Annotated in this window: 14 protein-coding genes; 10 read left to right on the top strand and 4 right to left on the bottom strand. The window is 69.8% G+C overall.

Going from position 1 to position 17,910, the window contains the following annotated elements:
* Positions 1 to 103: 103 nt before the first annotated feature.
* From GGR24_RS05435 to GGR24_RS05445, 3 genes are all read left to right on the top strand, one after another.
* On the top strand, positions 104 to 1,870 hold the full coding sequence (locus tag GGR24_RS05435) for an SLC13 family permease (RefSeq protein ID WP_183394216.1): 1,767 nt from the start codon (positions 104 to 106) through the stop codon (positions 1,868 to 1,870).
* An 88-nt stretch (positions 1,871 to 1,958) separates the two neighbouring features.
* Positions 1,959 to 4,598 (top strand): aminopeptidase N, encoded by a 2,640-nt coding sequence (pepN, locus tag GGR24_RS05440; RefSeq protein WP_183394217.1) that lies wholly within the window; start codon positions 1,959 to 1,961, stop codon positions 4,596 to 4,598.
* Between the two features lie 177 nt (positions 4,599 to 4,775).
* Complete coding sequence (locus tag GGR24_RS05445; RefSeq protein WP_183394218.1) at positions 4,776 to 7,082, top strand: PAS domain-containing sensor histidine kinase; 2,307 nt, start codon at positions 4,776 to 4,778, stop codon at positions 7,080 to 7,082.
* 9 nt (positions 7,083 to 7,091) lie between these two features.
* Here GGR24_RS05445 and GGR24_RS05450 read toward each other — a convergent pair whose 3' ends face one another.
* From GGR24_RS05450 to GGR24_RS05460, 3 genes are all read right to left on the bottom strand, one after another.
* Entirely contained in the window at positions 7,092 to 10,052 is a 2,961-nt protein-coding gene (locus GGR24_RS05450; RefSeq protein ID WP_183394219.1) for a bifunctional [glutamine synthetase] adenylyltransferase/[glutamine synthetase]-adenylyl-L-tyrosine phosphorylase, read from the bottom strand.
* Positions 10,053 to 10,133: 81 nt separating this feature from the next.
* Positions 10,134 to 10,958: a serine O-acetyltransferase gene (gene cysE / locus GGR24_RS05455; protein ID WP_183394220.1), complete on the bottom strand. Its 825-nt coding sequence runs from the start codon at positions 10,956 to 10,958 to the stop codon at positions 10,134 to 10,136.
* 95 nt (positions 10,959 to 11,053) lie between these two features.
* Positions 11,054 to 11,806: an alpha/beta fold hydrolase gene (locus GGR24_RS05460; RefSeq protein ID WP_183394222.1), complete on the bottom strand. Its 753-nt coding sequence runs from the start codon at positions 11,804 to 11,806 to the stop codon at positions 11,054 to 11,056.
* 122 nt (positions 11,807 to 11,928) lie between these two features.
* Here GGR24_RS05460 and GGR24_RS05465 point away from each other — a divergent pair, with 122 nt between their 5' ends.
* The 4 genes from GGR24_RS05465 to GGR24_RS05480 all read left to right on the top strand — a co-directional run bounded on the left by GGR24_RS05465 (position 11,929) and on the right by GGR24_RS05480 (position 14,038).
* Positions 11,929 to 12,405 carry a DUF2243 domain-containing protein gene (locus tag GGR24_RS05465; RefSeq protein WP_183394224.1) on the top strand — a complete coding sequence of 159 codons (477 nt, stop codon included), beginning with the start codon at positions 11,929 to 11,931 and terminating at the stop codon, positions 12,403 to 12,405.
* Entirely contained in the window at positions 12,402 to 12,563 is a 162-nt protein-coding gene (locus tag GGR24_RS05470; RefSeq protein WP_183394225.1) for a hypothetical protein, read from the top strand. The genes GGR24_RS05465 and GGR24_RS05470 overlap by 4 nt, the downstream gene beginning before the upstream one ends.
* 75 nt (positions 12,564 to 12,638) lie before the next feature.
* Positions 12,639 to 12,887, top strand: a complete 249-nt coding sequence (locus GGR24_RS05475; protein WP_183394226.1) for a zinc-finger domain-containing protein — start codon at positions 12,639 to 12,641, stop codon at positions 12,885 to 12,887.
* Positions 12,884 to 14,038, top strand: coding sequence for an FAD-dependent monooxygenase (locus GGR24_RS05480; RefSeq protein WP_343066200.1), 1,155 nt, complete (start codon positions 12,884 to 12,886; stop codon positions 14,036 to 14,038). Before GGR24_RS05475 ends, GGR24_RS05480 begins: the two co-directional genes overlap by 4 nt.
* Positions 14,039 to 14,040: 2 nt before the next feature.
* Here the strand turns inward: GGR24_RS05480 and wrbA are convergent, their stop codons facing one another.
* Positions 14,041 to 14,640 carry an NAD(P)H:quinone oxidoreductase gene (gene wrbA / locus GGR24_RS05485; protein WP_183394227.1) on the bottom strand — a complete coding sequence of 200 codons (600 nt, stop codon included), beginning with the start codon at positions 14,638 to 14,640 and terminating at the stop codon, positions 14,041 to 14,043.
* A 157-nt stretch (positions 14,641 to 14,797) separates the two neighbouring features.
* Between wrbA and GGR24_RS05490 the strand changes: the two genes are divergently transcribed.
* The 3 genes from GGR24_RS05490 (at position 14,798) to pgl (ending at position 17,887) form a co-directional block, all read left to right on the top strand.
* Complete coding sequence (locus GGR24_RS05490) at positions 14,798 to 15,616, top strand: enoyl-CoA hydratase/isomerase family protein (protein ID WP_183394229.1); 819 nt, start codon at positions 14,798 to 14,800, stop codon at positions 15,614 to 15,616.
* Between the two features lie 82 nt (positions 15,617 to 15,698).
* Positions 15,699 to 17,180, top strand: a complete 1,482-nt coding sequence (gene zwf / locus GGR24_RS05495; protein ID WP_183394230.1) for a glucose-6-phosphate dehydrogenase — start codon at positions 15,699 to 15,701, stop codon at positions 17,178 to 17,180.
* Positions 17,177 to 17,887 carry a 6-phosphogluconolactonase gene (gene pgl, locus GGR24_RS05500; RefSeq protein ID WP_183394231.1) on the top strand — a complete coding sequence of 237 codons (711 nt, stop codon included), beginning with the start codon at positions 17,177 to 17,179 and terminating at the stop codon, positions 17,885 to 17,887. Before zwf ends, pgl begins: the two co-directional genes overlap by 4 nt.
* The last annotated feature ends 23 nt before the right edge of the window (positions 17,888 to 17,910 follow it).

Consider the following 17,910-nt stretch of genomic DNA (forward strand, 5'->3'; position numbering starts at 1 on the left):
CCGCCGGCCCGGGCGGCGCTATCTGGCGGCGGATGAAGCGCCCCCGCCTGCTACCGCCCACCGCCGCCGCCGCGTGTCCCTCGGGGAGGCGTCGCGGGCGCCCATGACGCTTCCTCAGGGTCTGTCCTTCGCCATCATCGGGCTGATGATGGCCGCCTTCGTGTGGGGCCGCTTCCGCTATGACGTGGTGGCGGTCGGGGCGCTTCTTGCCGCCCTCCTGGCCGGCGTGGTGAAGCCCGCCGACGCGTTCTCGGGCTTCTCGGACGACATCGTCATCATCGTCGGCAGCGCGCTCGTGGTGAGCGCCGCGATATCCCGGTCCGGCCTGATGGCGGCCGCGGTGCAGCGCTTCGCGCCCAACATCAGCTCGACGCGGGCGCAGCTTCTTCTGCTCGTCGGCGTGGTCACCGTTCTTTCCGCCTTCGTGAAGAATGTGGGCGCGCTCGCGATCATGATGCCGATCGCGATCCAGATGGCGCGGCGCTCCGGCGTGTCGGCGTCGCTCTTTCTGATGCCTATGGCGTTCGGCTCGCTGCTCGGCGGGCTGATGACCCAGATCGGCACCTCGCCGAACGTCATCGTCTCCCGCGTTCGCGGCGAGATGACCGGGACGCCCTTCACCATGTTCGACTTCACGCCGGTCGGGCTCACGCTCGCGGTCGTAGGCGTGTGTTTCCTCGCATTCGCGTACCGGCTGCTGCCGAACCGCGACCGCGCGGGGGCGGACGTCGAAGAGGCGATCGAGATCAAGAACTACGTCACCGAAGCCAGGGTCACCGAAGAGACCACCGCGGTCGCCAAGACCGTCCGCGACCTCGCCGCTCTGGCGTCCGGGGACGCCATGGTCACCTCGATCGTCGACGCGCGCGGGCGCCGCCGGACGCCGATGCCGGACGCGAAGCTGCTCGAGGGCGACGCGCTTCTGATCGAGGGCGACCCGGCGGCGCTCGATCGGATCGTGGCGCGCGGCAAGCTGAAGCTCGCGAGCGCGCGCGCCGGAGAGCCGGAGACCGACATCGGATCTGTCGAAGCCATCATCGGGCCCCGCTCCTCCTTCGTCGGCGCGTCGGCCGAGCGCCTCTCGCTGTTCCACCGGACAGGGGTCGATCTGCTCGCGGTGAGCCGGCGCGACAAGCGCTTCACCGAGCGGCTGCACGAGATCACGCTGGCGGCCGGCGACGTGATCCTGCTGCGGGGCGACCGGACCAGGCTGGCGGAGTTGCTGCGCGAGTGGGATTGCCTGCCTCTGGCGGAGCGCGAGCTGCATCTCGGCATATCGAGGCGGGGCCTGCTTCCGGTCCTGATCCTCGCCGGCGCGATGCTGGCCACCACCCTCAGCCTGACCACCGTGCCTGTGGCCTTCTTCACCGCGGCCGCGCTGATGGTGGCGACGGGCTCATTGCCGGCGCGCGACGCCTATCGGAGCCTCGACGCCCCGATCCTCGTGATGCTGGCGGCGCTCATCCCGGTGAGCGACTCCGTACGAACGACCGGCGCGGCGGACCTCGTGGCGGGCTGGCTTTCGCATGCCGCCGCGGCGCTGCCGCCCTACGGCGCTCTCGCGCTGATCCTCGTCGCGGCCATGGCGGTCACGCCGTTCCTCAACAACGCAGCGACCGTTCTCGTGATGGCGCCGATCGCGGCGCAGTTCGCCACCCAGCTCGGCTTCAGGCCGGACGCCTTCCTGATGGCCGTCGCGATCGGCGCGGGCTGCGATTTCCTCACCCCGATCGGCCATCAGTGCAACACGCTGGTGATGGGCCCCGGCGGCTACCGCTACGGGGACTACGCGCGGCTCGGAGCGCCGCTGTCGCTGCTCGTCGTGCTGGTGGCGGTTCCCATGCTCATGCTCGTCTGGCCGTTGAGGTGAGAGGCGCGCCATCGGCGCGTCCGCCTTGCGCCACGGCGCGACGGGAGCCTAAACCGGGCCAACGCTGATGCCCCACCGGAGCAAGCCGATGCGCGCCGAGGATCCCCGCCCCGTCCGACTCGCCGAATACCGGCCTTCGGACTTCCTGATCGACGCCGTGCATCTCGACGTGAGTCTCGACCCGGAAGCGACCCGCGTGACCGCGCGGCTCGCGATCCGCCCGAACCCGCTCGGTCCCGAGAACGCCGCGCTCAAGCTCGACGGCGAAGACCTCAATCTGGTCTCCGCCGAGATCGACGGCGCTCCGCTCAGGGTCGACGACCTCGACGTGACGCCCTCCTCGCTGACGCTGCCGAATCCGCCCCGCGGGCCGTTCGAGCTGACGCTCACGACGCTCGTCGACCCGTCGGCGAACACCCGCCTGATGGGCCTCTACCGTTCGAACGGCGCCTACTGCACGCAATGCGAGGCCGAGGGCTTCCGTCGCATCACCTACTTCCTCGACCGGCCGGACGTTCTCGCCGTCTATACGACGCGCATCGAGGGACCGGAGGCCGAGACCCCGATCCTGCTCTCCAACGGCAATCTGGTGGAGACGGGCCCGGCTGGCGACGGCCGGCACTTCGCGGTGTGGCACGACCCGCACCCGAAGCCCTCCTACCTGTTCGCGCTCGTGGCCGGCGACCTCGGCGTCGTCGAGGACGCGTTCGTCACGATGAGCGGGCGGCGGGTGGCGCTCAAGGTGTTCGTCGAACACGGCAAGGAAGACCGCGCCCATCACGCCATGGAGTCGATCAAGGCCTCCATGCGCTGGGACGAGGAGACTTTCGGCCGCGAGTACGACCTCGACGTCTTCATGGTCGTGGCGGTGTCCTACTTCAACATGGGCGCCATGGAGAACAAGGGACTGAACGTCTTCAACGACAAGTACGTCCTGGCCAGCCCGGAGACCGCGACGGACGGCGACTACGCCAACATCGAGGCGATCATCGCCCACGAATACTTCCACAACTGGACGGGCAACCGCATCACCTGCCGCGACTGGTTCCAGCTCTGCCTGAAGGAAGGGCTGACGGTGTTCCGCGACCAGGAGTTCACCTCCGACATGCGGTCCCGGCCCGTGAAGCGCATCTCGGACGTGCGCGGTCTGCGCTCCGTCCAGTTCGCCGAGGATGCGGGTCCCCTCGCCCACCCCGTGCGGCCGCAAATCTACCACGAGATCAACAACTTCTACACGCCGACGGTCTACGAGAAGGGCGCGGAGGTGATCCGCATGCTCAAGACCCTGATCGGTCCCGAGGCGTTCCGGGCGGGCATGGACCTCTACTTCGACCGTCACGACGGTCAGGCCTGCACGATCGAGCAGTTCATCGCCTGCTTCGCCGAGGTCTCCGGCCACGACATGAGCCAGTTCCTGCGCTGGTACGATCAGGCGGGGACGCCGGAGGTGGACATCCGCACCGCCTACGATCCGGATCGCAAGACCTTCACGATCGACGCCACGCAGAAGACGCCGCCCACCCCGGGGCAGCAGTTCAAGCAGGCCATGGTGATCCCGCTGGCGCTGGGGCTGGTGGACGAGGACGGCTCGGACATCCCGCTCGTGGTGGGGGGCGCGCACGCCGGGCCGGTGATCGCGCTGACCGCGGAGAACACGCGCATCGTGTTCGAGAACGTCGAGCGCCGGCCTGTCCCGTCGCTGTTCCGCAATTTCTCGGCGCCCGTGAAGCTCCGCTCCGACCAGACCGTCGAGGATCTCCTGTTCCTGGCGCGGAAGGACAGCGACCCCTTCAATCGCTGGCAGGCTGTTCAGACGGTCGCGCTCCGCGGGCTGGTCGCGGGCGTCGCCGCGCTTCGGGAAGGCCGTGAGCCCACGGAGGAGCCGCGCCTGGCCGAGGCCATCGGCCGGGCGTTCGACCCCGCCGAGACGGACTGCGCCTATGCCGCCCAGATCGCCGCGCTGCCGAGCGAAGGCGACGTCGCGCGCGAGATCGGCGAGGACGTCGATCCCGACGCGATCCACTCGGCGCGCTCCTATCTCAAGGCGAGCCTCCGGCAGCGCCTCGCCGAGCCCCTCGCCGCGGCGTTCGACCGACTGGCCGAGCGGGGGCCATACTCGCCCGACGCGGCCGCCGCGGGCCGTCGCGCGCTCAAGATCGCCGCGCTCGATCTGCTCGCCGCGGGCGGCGAGCGAAGCGGCGTCGAGCGCGCCTTCGACCTCTACAAGACCGCCTCCAACATGACGGACCGCGTCATGGCCCTCCAGGTCCTGTCGCTCCACGCGACGGCCGAACGCGAGGAAGCGCTCGAGGACTTCGCGCAGCGCTACGGGACGGACCCGCTGCTGATCGACAAATGGTTCCTGATCCAGGCGTCGGCGCCGCTGCCGGACACGCTCGACCGCGTCCAGTCGCTGATGGCCTCCCCGCTCTTCGACATGAAGAACCCGAACCGGGTGCGCTCGCTGATCGGGGCGTTCGCCTCCGGCAACCCGACCCAGTTCAACAAGGCGGACGGCCGGGGCTACGGCTTCCTCGCCGATGTGGTGACCGAGCTCGACGCCACGAACCCGCAGGTCGCGGCGCGCCTGCTCGGCGCCTTCCGCACCTGGCGGTCGCTCGAACCGCAGCGCCGCCGGCTCGCGGAATCGGCGCTTCAGCGGCTCGCCGCCCTGCCCAGGCTGTCGGCGGACGTGGGCGACATCGTCCGGCGCGCGCTCGCGGCCTGATCACGCGGCAACCGATTCTTTTGACTCAGCTTTTCGCCACGCGGCGAGAAGTATTTAACAAGGGATTAATTCGCACTGGACAGCACGCTACCGAATTGATTCTAATAGCTAAGTCGATTCGACGCGTGGGGGTTCCCGAATCGACTTTCATTAGTATTGTTCGGGAAGGACACTGCGATGGCGCGCGCCACCGTAGCGGGAATGCCATTGCGCCGCGGCGCACGGCAGATCGCAAAAGGATGGCTTAAGCTGCCGCGGCTCGATCTCGCGCCGCTCGAGCCCGTCCTGCGACGCAGCGTCCCGATCCTGATCGTCGTGTTCCTGCTGGTCTTCGGAGGCGGCGCGGTCCTCCAGGCGCTCGACGCGCGGCGGCTCGCGCTCCGTACGGCCTCCGATGACATGTCCGCCCTGGCCGCGATGGCCGCGCTGCAGATGCCGAAGCTCGACGCCTTGAGCGACGCGGCGCTCCGGGACGCCTTCGTCGCCAGCCTGCCGGGCAACGCGCTCGACCACGGCCGGCGGCTCTACGTCGCCGACGACACCGGCAGGATCGTCGCGTCGGTCGGCGCGCCCGAAGGACAGCCGCCCGCCGATCTCGTGACGCTGCTCGGCGCGGCGCAGCCGCTGACCACCTTCGGCGAGCGCGCCGGCGTCATGATCCTGACGCTGCCCGACGGCGCGGCGGCCCTCGCCACGGTGCGCAACATTCCCTCCGGCCGCCCCGGCCAGATCGCCCTTGTGCAGAACGTCGACGACGCGCTCGCGCCGTGGCGGGCGAGCGCGCGCTCGTCCGTCACGCTCTATGCGTCGACGGGTTTCGTGCTGGCGCTGCTCGGGCTCGCCTTCCAGTGGCAGGCCGCGCGCGCCCGCCGCACCGACGATGTGTACGACCGGGTCCAGCACCGCATCGAAACCGCCCTGTCGCGCGGCCATTGCGGGCTGTTCGACTGGGACATCGCGCGCGGCCGCATCTTCTGGTCACGCTCGCTGTTCGAGCTTCTCGGCCATCCGCCGCGCGAGCAGCTGGTGTCGTTCGGCGAGTTCAACTCGCTGGTGCACGCGGACGACATCGACCTCTACGCGCTCGCGGACGAGGTGGCCTCGGGCCGCACCTCCACCATCGACCGCGTCTTCCGGGTGCGGGACGCGCGCGACCAGTGGAAATGGCTGCGCGCGCGCGCCGAGGTGGTGCAGGGCAAGGCGGAGGACGGCGTCCGGCTGATCGGCATCTGCGTCGACGTCACCGAGCACCGCACCCTGGCGGAACGAACCGCCACCGCGGACATGAGGCTGCGCGACGCGATCGAGACGATCTCGGAAGCCTTCGTGCTGTGGGACGCCTCCAACCGGCTCGTCACCTGCAACTCGAAGTTCCAGCAGCTCTACGAGCTCAAGGACGAGGCGGTGCGGCCGGGAACCCTGAGGGACGAGATCATCGCCGCGGGACGGCAGCCGGTGATCGTCAATTCGGTCAGGCCCGACGGTCGGGTGGAGGACGGCGCGCGGTCCTACGAGGCCCAGATCGAGGACGGCCGCTGGCTGCGCATCAACGAGCGCCGCACCAAGGATGGCGGCTTCGTCTCGGTCGGCACCGACATCACCTCGCTGAAGCGTCAGGAAGAGCGCCTGATGGACAGCGAGAAGGCCCTGATGGCGAATGTCGCGGATCTTCGGAAGTCCCGACAGACGCTCGAGATCCAGGCCCAGCAGCTCGCCGACCTCGCCGAGAAATACGCGGAGCAGAAGAGCCAGGCGGAGTTCGCCAGCCAGGCGAAGTCCGAATTCCTCGCGAACATCAGCCACGAGCTCCGCACGCCGCTCAACGCGATCCTCGGCTTCTCCGAAATCATGGAGTCTGGCCTGTTCGGGCCCCTCGGCTCCGAGAAATATTACGAGTATCTGCGCGACATCCGGGAGAGCGGCGTCTACCTGCTCGACGTCATCAACGACGTGCTCGACATGGCGAAGATCGAGGCCGGCCGGTTCCGGCTCGCCCGCGAGACGCTCGACATCGACAAGGTGGTGCTCGACGCGATGCGCGTGATCAGCCCGCGCGCGGAGGAGAAGTCGATCGCGGTGCGGGCCGAGGCCGCCTGCGGCGCCACCGTCGAGGTCGACCGCCGGGCGCTCAAGCAGATCCTCCTGAACCTGCTCTCGAACGCCGTGAAGTTCACGCCGGCGGGCGGCCGCGTCACCATCCGCACCCGGGCCGTGGGCGGGGCCATGAACCTCTATATCGAGGACACCGGCATCGGCATCCCGAAGGACGCGATCGACAAGCTCGGCCGCCCGTTCGAGCAGGTCGAGAACCAGTTCTCGAAGAGCCACAAGGGCTCCGGCCTCGGGCTCGCGATCGCGAAGTCGCTGACCGAGCTGCATGGCGGCTCGATGCGCATCCGCTCCACGGTGGGCGTCGGCACGGTCGTTCTGGTGCGCCTGCCGCTGCGCGCGGACGAGGAGATCCGCGAGGAGCGGATCGCCTGAGGCCGGCCGCTAGCGAAGCCCCGCCAGCACCCGTTCGAACGCCGCCCGGACCTCCTTCTGAAGTCCCTCCAGCGTCGCGGTCAGAACCGCGAAATCCGGCGTCTCCGCGGTGCGCGCGAGAAGCCGTTTCAGGCCCTCCCCCGCCTCGTCCGGATCGAACGGCTTTTCGGTCGCCAGCCTCAGCGCCTGCGTGAGGTCCTGCTGGAGGCGCGCGCCCGCCCGGAACGTCCGCCACGTCTCGTCGTCGAGCAGCCCGGCCTCTCTCGCATGGTCCAGCGCCGGCACGGTCGCGGTCGAGAGGATTTGCGGATGCGTCGCCGCGTGGACGAGCTGCAGCGCCTGCGCCGCGAACTCGATGTCGACGAGGCCGCCCGGCGCATGCTTCAGGTTCCAGGGGCCGCCGTCGCCTTTCTCGCGATCGAGCAGCGCCCTCATCTCGGCGACGTCGCTCGCGATCCTGGCGGCGTCCCTCGGCGTGTGGAGCACCTGGCCGATCGCTCGGCCGACCTGCCTCCGGAACGGCTTGGGGCCGGCCACCACGCGGGCGCGCGACAGCGCCATGTGTTCCCAGGTCTCGGCCTCGTCGGCCTGATACATTCTGAACGCCTTGAGGCGTGTCGCGAGCGGGCCTGAGCGGCCGGAAGGCCGCAGCCGGAAGTCGACCTCATAGAGCACGCCCTCCGCGGTCGGCGCGGAGAGCGCCGCGACCAGCCGCTGCGTCAGCCGCGCATAATACTGGCTTGGGGCGAGCGGCCGCGGCCCGTCGCTATCTCCGGCGTCGTCGGGGTGCTCGTAGAGCAGGATGAGGTCGAGGTCGGAGGCCGCCGTCATCTCCTGCCCGCCAAGCTTGCCAAGCGCGACGACGGCCGCCGCCCCGCCCTCGATGCGTCCGTGAGCCGCCGCCAGCTCCTCCTCCACGAGCCGGAACACGGCCTCCACGAGTCCGTCGGCGATCAGCGCGAAGGCGGGCCCCGCCTGTTCGGCCGTCGCCGCGCCCGCCGCCACCCGCAGCGCGACCAGCGTCTTGAGCTCCTGTCCGACGATGCGCGCGCGATCGAGCGCGTCCTCGTAGGACCGCGCCTCCGAAAGCGCCTGCTGGATCCGCCCATCGAGTTCGTCCCGCGTGGGCAGGTGCCCGAAGAAGGCCGGGTCGAGCAAAGCGTCGAGAACCCGCGGACGACGCGCCAGGATCTCCGCCAGCCGCGGCGCGGCGCCCAGCACCCCGCAGAGCAGTTCCAGAACCTCCGGATTGGCGCGGATCAATGAGAGGAGCCCGACCCCGGAGGAGGTCTGCTCCAGCATCCGGTCGAAGCCGTTGACCACGGCGTCGGGCCGGTCGGACTTCGCGAAGGCGTCGAGCAGCAGGGGAACGAGCTCCGTCAGGAGTTCGCGCGCCTTCGCGGTCCGCATGGAGGCGTAGCGGCCGCGATGCCATCCGCGGATCGTGCGCGACAGCGAGCTCGGCTCCGCGTAGCCGAGCGACGAAAGCGTCGCCAGCGTGTCGGGGTCGTCGTCCTCGCCGGTGAACACCAGGCTGCCGATGTTGGCGGACAGCGTGGGCGCATCCTCGAACAGGCGCGCGTAGTGCCGCTGCACGAGCTTCAGCCGGGCCGTCAGCGCCTTCGCGAAGGGCTCGCGGCCGTCGTAGCCGGCGAAGCGCGCGAAGCGATCGAGCGCTTCCGGTTCCTCGGGCAGCGAATGGGTCTGTTCGTCGGCCACCATCTGGATGCGGTGCTCGAGGCCGCGCAGGAACCCATAGGCCTCGGCGAGTTCGTCGCGCGCCTGGGCGTCGATCCATCCGGCCTCGACCAGGCCGCCCAGCGTCTCGACCGTTCCGCGCGTGCGAAGCGAGGGGTCGCGGCCGCCGGCAACGAGCTGCTGGGTCTGGACGAAGAACTCGATCTCCCGGATGCCGCCGCGCCCGAGCTTGAGGTTGTGCCCTTCGACCGCGATCTCGCCATGCCCCTTGTGGGCGTGGATCTGGCGCTTCATCGCGTGGATGTCCGAGATCGCCGCATGGTCGAGCGAGCGACGCCAGATGAAGGGCGCGAGTTCGCTCAGAAAGGCGTCCCCGGCCGCGCTGTCGCCGGCCACGACGCGCGCCTTGATCATCGCGGCGCGCTCCCAGTTCTGGCCGACGCTTTCGTAATAGGAGAGCGCGGCGTCGCGGGAGATGGCCACCGGCGTCGAGGACGGATCCGGACGCAGCCGGAGATCCACGCGCGCCACATAGCCGTCGGCGGTGCGCTCCTGCAGAAGCTTGGCGATCGCCTGCGTGACCCGGACGAACAGGGGCGTCCGCTCCTCGCCTTCGGCGACGGGCGCGATCTCGGAATCGAAGAACGCGATGAGATCGACGTCTGAGGAGTAGTTGAGCTCGGAGGCGCCGAGCTTGCCCATGCCGAGCACGAAGAAGCCGGAGCCGACTTCCGGGTCGGCCGGGTTCGGCAGCGCGAGCTTGCCGGCGTCGTGCGCGTCCCGCAGGGCGGCGCGCGTCGCGGCCCGGATGGCGGCGTCTGCGAACGACGACAGCGCTCCGGTGACGCGCGCGGCGTCCCATGCTCCCCCGAGGTCCGCGAACCCCACGAGCAGCGCCGCTTCCGCGCGCCCCCTGCGCAGGGCGCCGGCGAGCGGGCGGCGGTCTTCGGCCCGGGAGAGTTCGTCCAGCTCCGCCAGCAGCTCGGCCAGCCGCTCGTCGGGGTCGCAGCGGAGCAGGCGCGCCGCGCGCTCGGGATCACGGGCGATCAGCCCCCAGAGGAACGACGAGCCGTCTGCGATCCCCTCGAGCATCGCGCGCGCCGGGGCCGCGCGGGCGATCTCGGCGAGCGCGGCGGCGTTGGGCTCCTGAAGAAGTTCGCTGACCCGCTCGTGCGCGGCCTCCCGGTCCGCCGCCTGCGGCGCCGCGGTCAGGCGTTCCGCAAGCGTCGCCTGCTGCGACGCCGCGCGTTTGCGTGAGGTCTGTTCCGCCATGCGCCGTCTCCCTGCCGGTCAGGCTTGGAAGAACGACGCGGCCGCCGCAAGGGGCCGATAGGCCAATTGCCTGAAGGGGCCTCAGAGGCCTGCGTCGTAGAACACCTGGTCCATCGCGCGCGCGGGCTCGGCGCAGGGCGATGCGCCGACGACCCGCGCCGGGACGCCGGCCACCGTCACGTTCGGCGGAACGTCGCGCAGCACCACGGAGTTGGCCGCGACGCGCGAGCAGTGGCCGACCTCGATGTTGCCGAGGATGCTGGCGCCCGCGCCGATCAGCACGCCGCGCCGGATCTTGGGGTGGCGGTCCTGGTCGCTCTTGCCGGTGCCGCCGAGGGTGACGCCATGCAGCAGCGAGACGTTGTCCTCCACCACCGCGGTCTCGCCGATCACCACGCCGGTGGCGTGATCGATGAACACGCCACGGCCGAAGGGCGCCGCGGGATGCACGTCGACCTGGAAGATGTTCGAGGCCCGGCTCTGGATGTAGAGCGCGAAGTCGCGCCGCCCCTCGCCCCACAGCCAGTGCGCCAGACGATGCGCCTGGATCGCGTGGAAGCCCTTGAAGTGGAGCAGCGGCTCGATCGCCCGGTGGCACGCCGGATCACGCTCTATGACGGCGTTGAGGTCCGCGCGGATCGCCTGTCCGATCTCCGGATCGGACTGGGTGGCCTCCTCGAAAGCCTGCCAGATCAGGGAACGCGGCACGTCGACATGATCGAGCCTCGCCGCCACCCTGTGGCCGACCGCCTGCTCCAGCCGCTCATGGTTGAGCACGGTGCTCATGATGAAGCCGCCGAGTTCGGGCTCGCGGCGGATGACGTCCTCCGCCTCGGCGCGGATGCGCGCCCATACCGGATCAAGCGTCATGAGGTTGTGGGACTCGGCCCGGGCCAGTTTGCTCATGCTGAAGGTCTCCGCCCGCGGCGCCGTCGCCCCACAGGCTTACCACATGTGGGTAAACGCACAGGCGCCGAAAAGGCGCCGCGCCGCCATGTCGGTCAAGGGCGCCTGGCGAGGAAGGCGAGCACGCCCTCCTTGTAGACCTTGTCGCCGACCGCGCGGTTGTGGTCGCGTCGCGGGATCGGCAGCGCCTCCGCGCCGGGGATCAGCCTGACCAGCGCGTCGAGGTCGCCGGCGACGTCGTCCTCTGTGCCGACCGCGACCAGGACCGGGACCTTGATGGTCCCGAGCATGGCGGCGTCGACCAGCGAACGCTGCGCCCGCATGCAGGCCGAGAGCGCGCGGCGGTCGGACTTCGTCGCCTCCGCGAAGCGGCGGAACATCTTCGCCATGGGATCGACGATGTCGTCCTCGGAGTGCGCGACCAGGCCCTCGGCGATCGCGTCGGCGGAGGGAGCGCCGCGCAGGAGCCCCTCGCCCATTCCGCCCAGGATCGCCGAACGGACGCGCTCAGGATGCTGGATCGCCGTCAGGGCGGTGATGCGGGCGCCCATGGAATAGCCCATCACGTCCGCGCGCTCGATCTTGAGGTGGTCCAGCAGCGCAAGGGCGTCCTGAGCCATGACGTCCGCGCCGTAGAAGGCCGGGTCGTAGAGCTTCTCGCTCGCGCCGTGGCCGCGATTGTCGATCGCGATCACGCGCCGCCGGTCGCGCTTCAGCGTCTCGAACCAGCCCGGGCCCACCCAGTTGACGTCGAGCGACGACGCAAAGCCGTGGATGAGCAGGATCGGGTCGCCCTCACCCTCGTCCCGGTAGGCGAGTTCGAGTCCGTCGGATTGGAACGTCGGCATGAGAACTCCGTCTGGTACGCCAGCGGCGGCACCCTAATCATCCCGGGTCCTGCGCGGAAGTCGGGTGAGCCTTCACGGAGCGGTCGGTTCCGGGCGCGGGGAACCGGTGGTACGAGGACCAGATGGAAAAGAGATTCCCCGTTGCGGCCGGCGTGCTGTTCGGCCTCGGTCTCGGCGGCTTCTTCGACGGCATCGTGCTGCATCAGGTGCTGCAATGGCATCACATGCTGAGCAGCTGGTATCCGATCCGCGATCTCGAGAGCCTCGAGCTGAACACGCTGTGGGACGGCATCTTCCACAGCGCCACCTATGTGTTCGTGGTGCTCGGCCTGTTCATCCTCTGGCGATCGGCGCATCGCCGCCACCTCTACTGGTCCAACCGCTATCTCGTCGCCACGATGCTGATCGGGTTCGGAGCGTTCAACGTGGTCGAGGGTCTGGTCAACCATCAGCTGCTTGGCCTGCACCACGTCAACGAACTCGCGCCGCGCGCGCAGTGGATCTTTTGGGACCTGGGCTTCCTGCTGTGGGGAGCCGCGATGCTGGTCGGCGGCTGGCTGCTCCTGCGGTCCGCCAGAAGAAGGACGCAGTCCGCATGAGCGCCGGAGCGGGAGTGTCTCGGCTGCGCGCCGCGCTGCCCTGGGCGGCGCTCGCCGCGGGGCTCACGGCCGCGACCTACCCGGCCTGGAGCCTGGTCGTGTTCGGCTACAGGCCCACCCTGGACGATCTCCTGACGCTTCGCTGCTTCGGGTTCTGACAGCGGACGTTCCGCGTCTTGCCGGCGCCCGGCAAAATGCGTAAGGCGACGAACGTCACTTTCGAGGAAGCCGCCATGGCCGAACACGCGACGCCGCACTTCGCCAACGACGCAGGCGTCTCCACGATCGCCATCGGCGCGCGCGAGTTCATGTGCATCGGCGCGAAACCGCCGTTCGACCACCCGCATGTCTTTCTCGACATGGGCTCGGACGACGAGATCATCTGCCCCTATTGCTCGACGCTCTACAGGTTCCGCGCGGACCTGCACGCCGACCAGACCGATCCCGCCGGCTGTCTCTGGCGCACGCCCACGCCGGCGTGAGATCGCTGACGACCGGACCCGCCCTGATCGCGGGAGCCGGCGTCGGCGGGCTCACCCTTGCCCTATCTCTCGCCCGCCGCGGCGTCGCCTGCCGCCTGTTCGAACGGGCGCCTGTCCTTGAAGAGACCGGCGCGGGCGTTCAGATTTCTCCCAACGCCGGCCGGGTTCTGGACGCGCTGGGCCTTGGACCTGCTCTCGACGCTGCCGGAACGCGGCCTCAGGCGGTCGCGATCATGGACGGGCCCGGCGGCCGGCTGCTGAAGGCTCTCCCGCTCGGCGCGGAGGCCGAACGCCGCTGGGGCGCGCCGTACCGCGTCATCCATCGCGCCGATCTCCAGACGATCCTGCTGCAGGCAGCCCGGGCCGAGCCCGCGATCGCGCTCATGCTCGGCGCCGAGGTGAAGGAAGCGCGGGAGACCGCCTCGGGCGCCGCGCTCGAACTCGCCACGGCCTCCGGCCCTCAGGCGGTCGAGGGCGCGTGGGTCGCGGGCGCGGACGGGCTTGGCTCCAGCATCCGGCGCGCCGTGAAACTTCCCCTCGCGGCGCGCGCGACCGGACTGACCGCGTGGCGCACGGTGCTGCCCGCAGCGGCCGTTCCGGCGGCTTTCGAGCTGTCGAGGGTGACCGTGGCCCTCGGCCCGGGCGCGCACTTCGTGGTCTATCCGGTGCGCGGGGGGCGCGAGGCGAACCTTGTGTTGATCGGGGATGACCAGACGCCGAGGCCGGAGGAACTGGTGGCGGGCTGGTCCCGGCCGGCCCGGGATCTGGCCGGCGCGGCCGGGACCTGGACCCGTTGGCCGCTGCGCGACCGCTCCCCCGATCCGCGCATGCATCGCGGCCGGATCGCGCTCCTCGGCGACGCCGCGCACGCCGCGCTGCCCTCTCTCGCCCAGGGCGCCGCCTTCGCGATCGAGGACGCGGCCGTGCTGGCGAGGCTGGTCGCGCAGGACGGTCCCGATCCGCTCGCCGCCTATGAAAGAGCGCGGCTGATGCGCGTCGCGCGGCTGCAGATGCGCTCCCGCCGCCAGATCGGGATCGACCACATGTCCGGCCTCGCGGCCCGCGCGCGCAACCTCGCGTTAGCGGCCGCGCCGGCGAGCGCCCTGCTCGCCGGCCTCGACTGGATCTATGGCTGGCGCGACGACGCCTGAGATCAGCGCGCCAGCTTGGCCGCGATCTCTGCGACGTGCCGCCCCTGGAAGCGGGCGCCGTCGAGCTCGTTCGCGGACGGCGCGCGCGACCCGTCGCTCTTCGCCAGCGTCGACGCGCCATAGGGCGATCCGCCGGTGATCTCATCCATGTTCATCTGGCCTGCGAAGGAATAGGGCAGACCGACCACCACCATGCCGTGGTGGAGCAGCGTGGGGATGAAGCTCAGGATCGTGCTCTCCTGCCCGCCATGCTGCGTGGCCGTGGAGGTGAAGACCGACCCGACCTTGCCCACGAGCTTGCCGGAGAACCACAGGCCGCCCGTCTGGTCGATGAAGGAGCGCATCTGCGAGGCCACCGTGCCGAAGCGGGTCGGCGCGCCGAAGATGATCGCGTCGTACTCGGGCAGCTCCTCGACCGTGGCGATCGGGGCCTTCTGGTCGAGCTTGAAATGGCTCTTCTCGGCGATCTCCTGCGGGACCGTCTCCGGAACGCGCTTGACCGCGACGTCGGCGCCCGCCTGCCGGGCGCCCTCGGCTACCGCTTCGGCCATCGTCTCCACGTGGCCGTAGGTGGAATAGTAAAGCACGAGGACTTTCGTCATGACCGGCTCCGTTCGCTTGTGGGTTTGACGCCCTGCTGACGAAGAAGCTGATCGTTGCGCGCGGCGCTGGCAAGCGGGTTGCCGGCGAAGTGTTATTTGCGTGAAAGCAAATTAAGGCGCTCGTCCCTCTGCGTCCGGGGACGGCGCAGGAGGGATCATGAGCGACGAACGGTTTGGTTCTCTGATCCTCAGGCGCGAGGGGGGCCGCGCTTCGATCGTGATCGACCGCCCCGGCAAGAAGAACGCGATCGACGAGGCTGCCTGGCGCGCGTTCACGGACGTCGCGGCCGCGATCGCCGCGGATCCGGAAGTCGCGGTGGTGGTCGTGCGCGGCGCAGGCGGCGCGTTCAGCGCCGGCGCCGACATCGGGGAGTTCGTCACCCTCGCCGAAGCCGACGAGGCGCGCCGGGACGCGTTCGCGGACGCCGTCCGGGACGGCGAGGAGGCGGTGGCCAGCATTCCGCAGCCGACGATCGCGCTGATCGACGGAGCTTGCGTCGGCGGCGGCTGCCAGATCGCCCTCGCCTGCGACATGCGGATCGCAGGGGCGACCGCGCGCTTCGGCGTCACGCCGGCGAAGCTCGGCATCGTGTACCCTGTCGCCAGCACCCGCCGGCTGGTCACGGCTGTCGGGCCGTCGGCCGCGAAGGAGCTGCTTTTCACGGGGCGGCTCATCGACGCGGAGACGGCGGCCGCGATCGGCCTCGTGGACCGCGCCGTCCGGCCCGAACGCCTCGAGGCGGAAGTCGACGAACTGGCCGCGGCGATCGCCGCCAACTCCCGATATTCTCTCGCAGCCGCGAAGCGGACCGTGGACGCTCTCGGCGACCCGGAGCCTGACCTCGCGGCGCTCGAGGCGCTCTGGCGCGGCGGATTCTCGGGCGAGGACCTTGCCGAAGGCGCGCGCGCCTTCCTGGACAAGCGGCCGCCGCGCTTCACATGGCGGCGAGCGCGGGGTCCTCAGCCGGCTTCGTGAACCCGGCGGGCTTGTTTGACAGCGCGGACGCAGCGCTATCATCTCGCATCCGCAGTAATCATCTCATGGGAGCGGACATCAGATGACGAGCCGCATCCTCGCCGTCGATCCTTTCGACCTCGTGGTGTTCGGCGGGACGGGCGACCTCGCTTATCGGAAGCTGTTTCCCTCCCTCTATCGCCGGGACCGCGACGGGCAGATCACGGACCCGAGCCGGATCATCGGCGTCTCACGCCGCCAGCTGAGCCGCGACGAGTTCAGGAAGGAGGTGAGCGAGGCGCTCGAAGCCCATGTCACGGCTGAAGAACGCGAGGGCGACAAGCTTCGGCGATTTCTGGACCGGCTGGACTATCACGCCGTCGACGCCGACCACGACGAAGGCTGGGAGGAGCTTCGGGCGGCCATCGCGGACGGCTTGGACCGGGTGCGCGCGATCTATCTCGCGACCTCGCCGAATCTGTTCGACGCGATCGCCCACGGGCTCGCCAAGTTCGACCTGATCACGCCCAAGACGCGCGTCGTGCTGGAGAAGCCGCTCGGCCACGACCTCGCTTCAGCGCAGGAGATCAACGACGCCGTCGGCGATGTTCTGCCGGAGAGCCAGATCTACCGGATCGACCATTATCTCGGGAAAGAGACGGTTCAGAACCTGATGGCGCTGCGCTTCGCCAACGTGCTGTTCGAACCCGTCTGGAACTCGGCCCATGTCGACCACGTCCAGATCATGGTGGCGGAGAAGATCGGCGTCGAGGGCCGTGGCGGGTACTACGACACCGCCGGCGCGCTTCGCGACATGATGCAGAACCACATCCTGCAGCTGCTCTGCCTCGTGGCTATGGAGCCGCCGTCGGCGATGGAGGCGGACGCGCTGCGGGACGAGAAGCTCAAGGTGCTCAGGGCCCTCAAGCCGATCGACGACAGCAACGTGCGGACCCTGACCGTGCGGGGCCAGTACCGCTCGGGCGTGATCGACGGCAAGTCGGTGCCCGGCTATCTGGAAGAACTCGACGGGGTCGATGAAAGCACGACCGAGACCTACGTGGCGCTGAAGGCCGAAGTGCAGACCTGGCGCTGGGCCGGCGTGCCGTTCTACCTGCGGAGCGGCAAGCGGTTGCCGACCCAGGTGTCCGAGATCGTGATCCAGTTCCGGCAGGTCCCGCTGTCGATCTTCGGATCGGCCGGCGGCTTCCTGGCCCAGAACGCTCTGGTCATACGCCTTCAGCCGGACGAAGGCGTGAAGCTCTATCTGATGATCAAGGATCCCGGCCCGGGCGGAATGCGCTTCCGCGAGGTTCCGCTGAACCTTTCCTTCGCCGAGACCTTCAAGGGCCGGAACCCGGACGCCTATGAGCGGCTGCTGATGGACGTCATCCGCGGGAACCAGGCGTTGTTCATGCGCCGCGACGAGGTCGAGGCCGCGTGGGTCTGGGCCGATCCGATTCTGGAGGCGTGGTCACGGCTCGGCCAGCCGCCGGCGCCCTACACCGCCGGCACCTGGGGACCTTCGAGCGCGGTCGCGCTGATCGAGCGTGACGGCAGAACCTGGCGCGAGGACCCCTCATGATCGGCGTCGACAGGATCCATCTCCGGACCTTCCCGGATCGAACCACCCTGGCGCAGACCCTCGCCGCGGAGGTCGCCGACGCCCTTCGCGCCCAGGTGGCCAAGGGCGACCCGGCTACTCTGGCCGTCTCCGGGGGCGGCACGCCGAAGAAGTTCTTCCGGGAGCTCTCCACGGCGGAGCTCGACTGGGAGGACGTCACCGTCACGCTCGTCGACGAACGCTGGGTCCCGGAGACGGACGACCGGTCCAACGCTCGTCTCGTGAAGGAGAACCTGCTTCAGAACGAGGCCGCTGCGGCGACCTTCGTGCCGCTGGTGACGGACGCGGGCTCGCCGGAGGGCGGCCTGCTCGAGGCGCAGGAGCGGATCGCCGATCTCTCGGGGCCGCTGACCGCCGCGATCCTCGGCATGGGGAGCGACGGCCACACGGCGTCGTTCTTCCCGAAGGGCGACCGCCTCGAGGACGCGCTCGACATGAGCGGGAAGCTGCTGGTGGTCCCGATGCGCGCGCTCGCCGCGATGGAGCCGCGCATCACCCTCACCTTGCCGATGATCCTGGCCGCGAAGTCGCTGGTGCTCCACATCGAGGGGGACAGCAAGATGGCGACCCTCGAGAAGGCGCTCGCCGGGGACGATCCGCTCGAGATGCCGATCCGGGCGGTGATCGAACATGCGCCGCGTCCGCTGGAGGTGGTGTGGGCGCCCTGAGCGCCCGCCGGAAAGCCTGAAAC

Source organism: Hansschlegelia beijingensis (genome assembly GCF_014196425.1).
Taxonomy (GTDB): Bacteria; Pseudomonadota; Alphaproteobacteria; order Rhizobiales; family Methylopilaceae; genus Methylopila; species Methylopila beijingensis.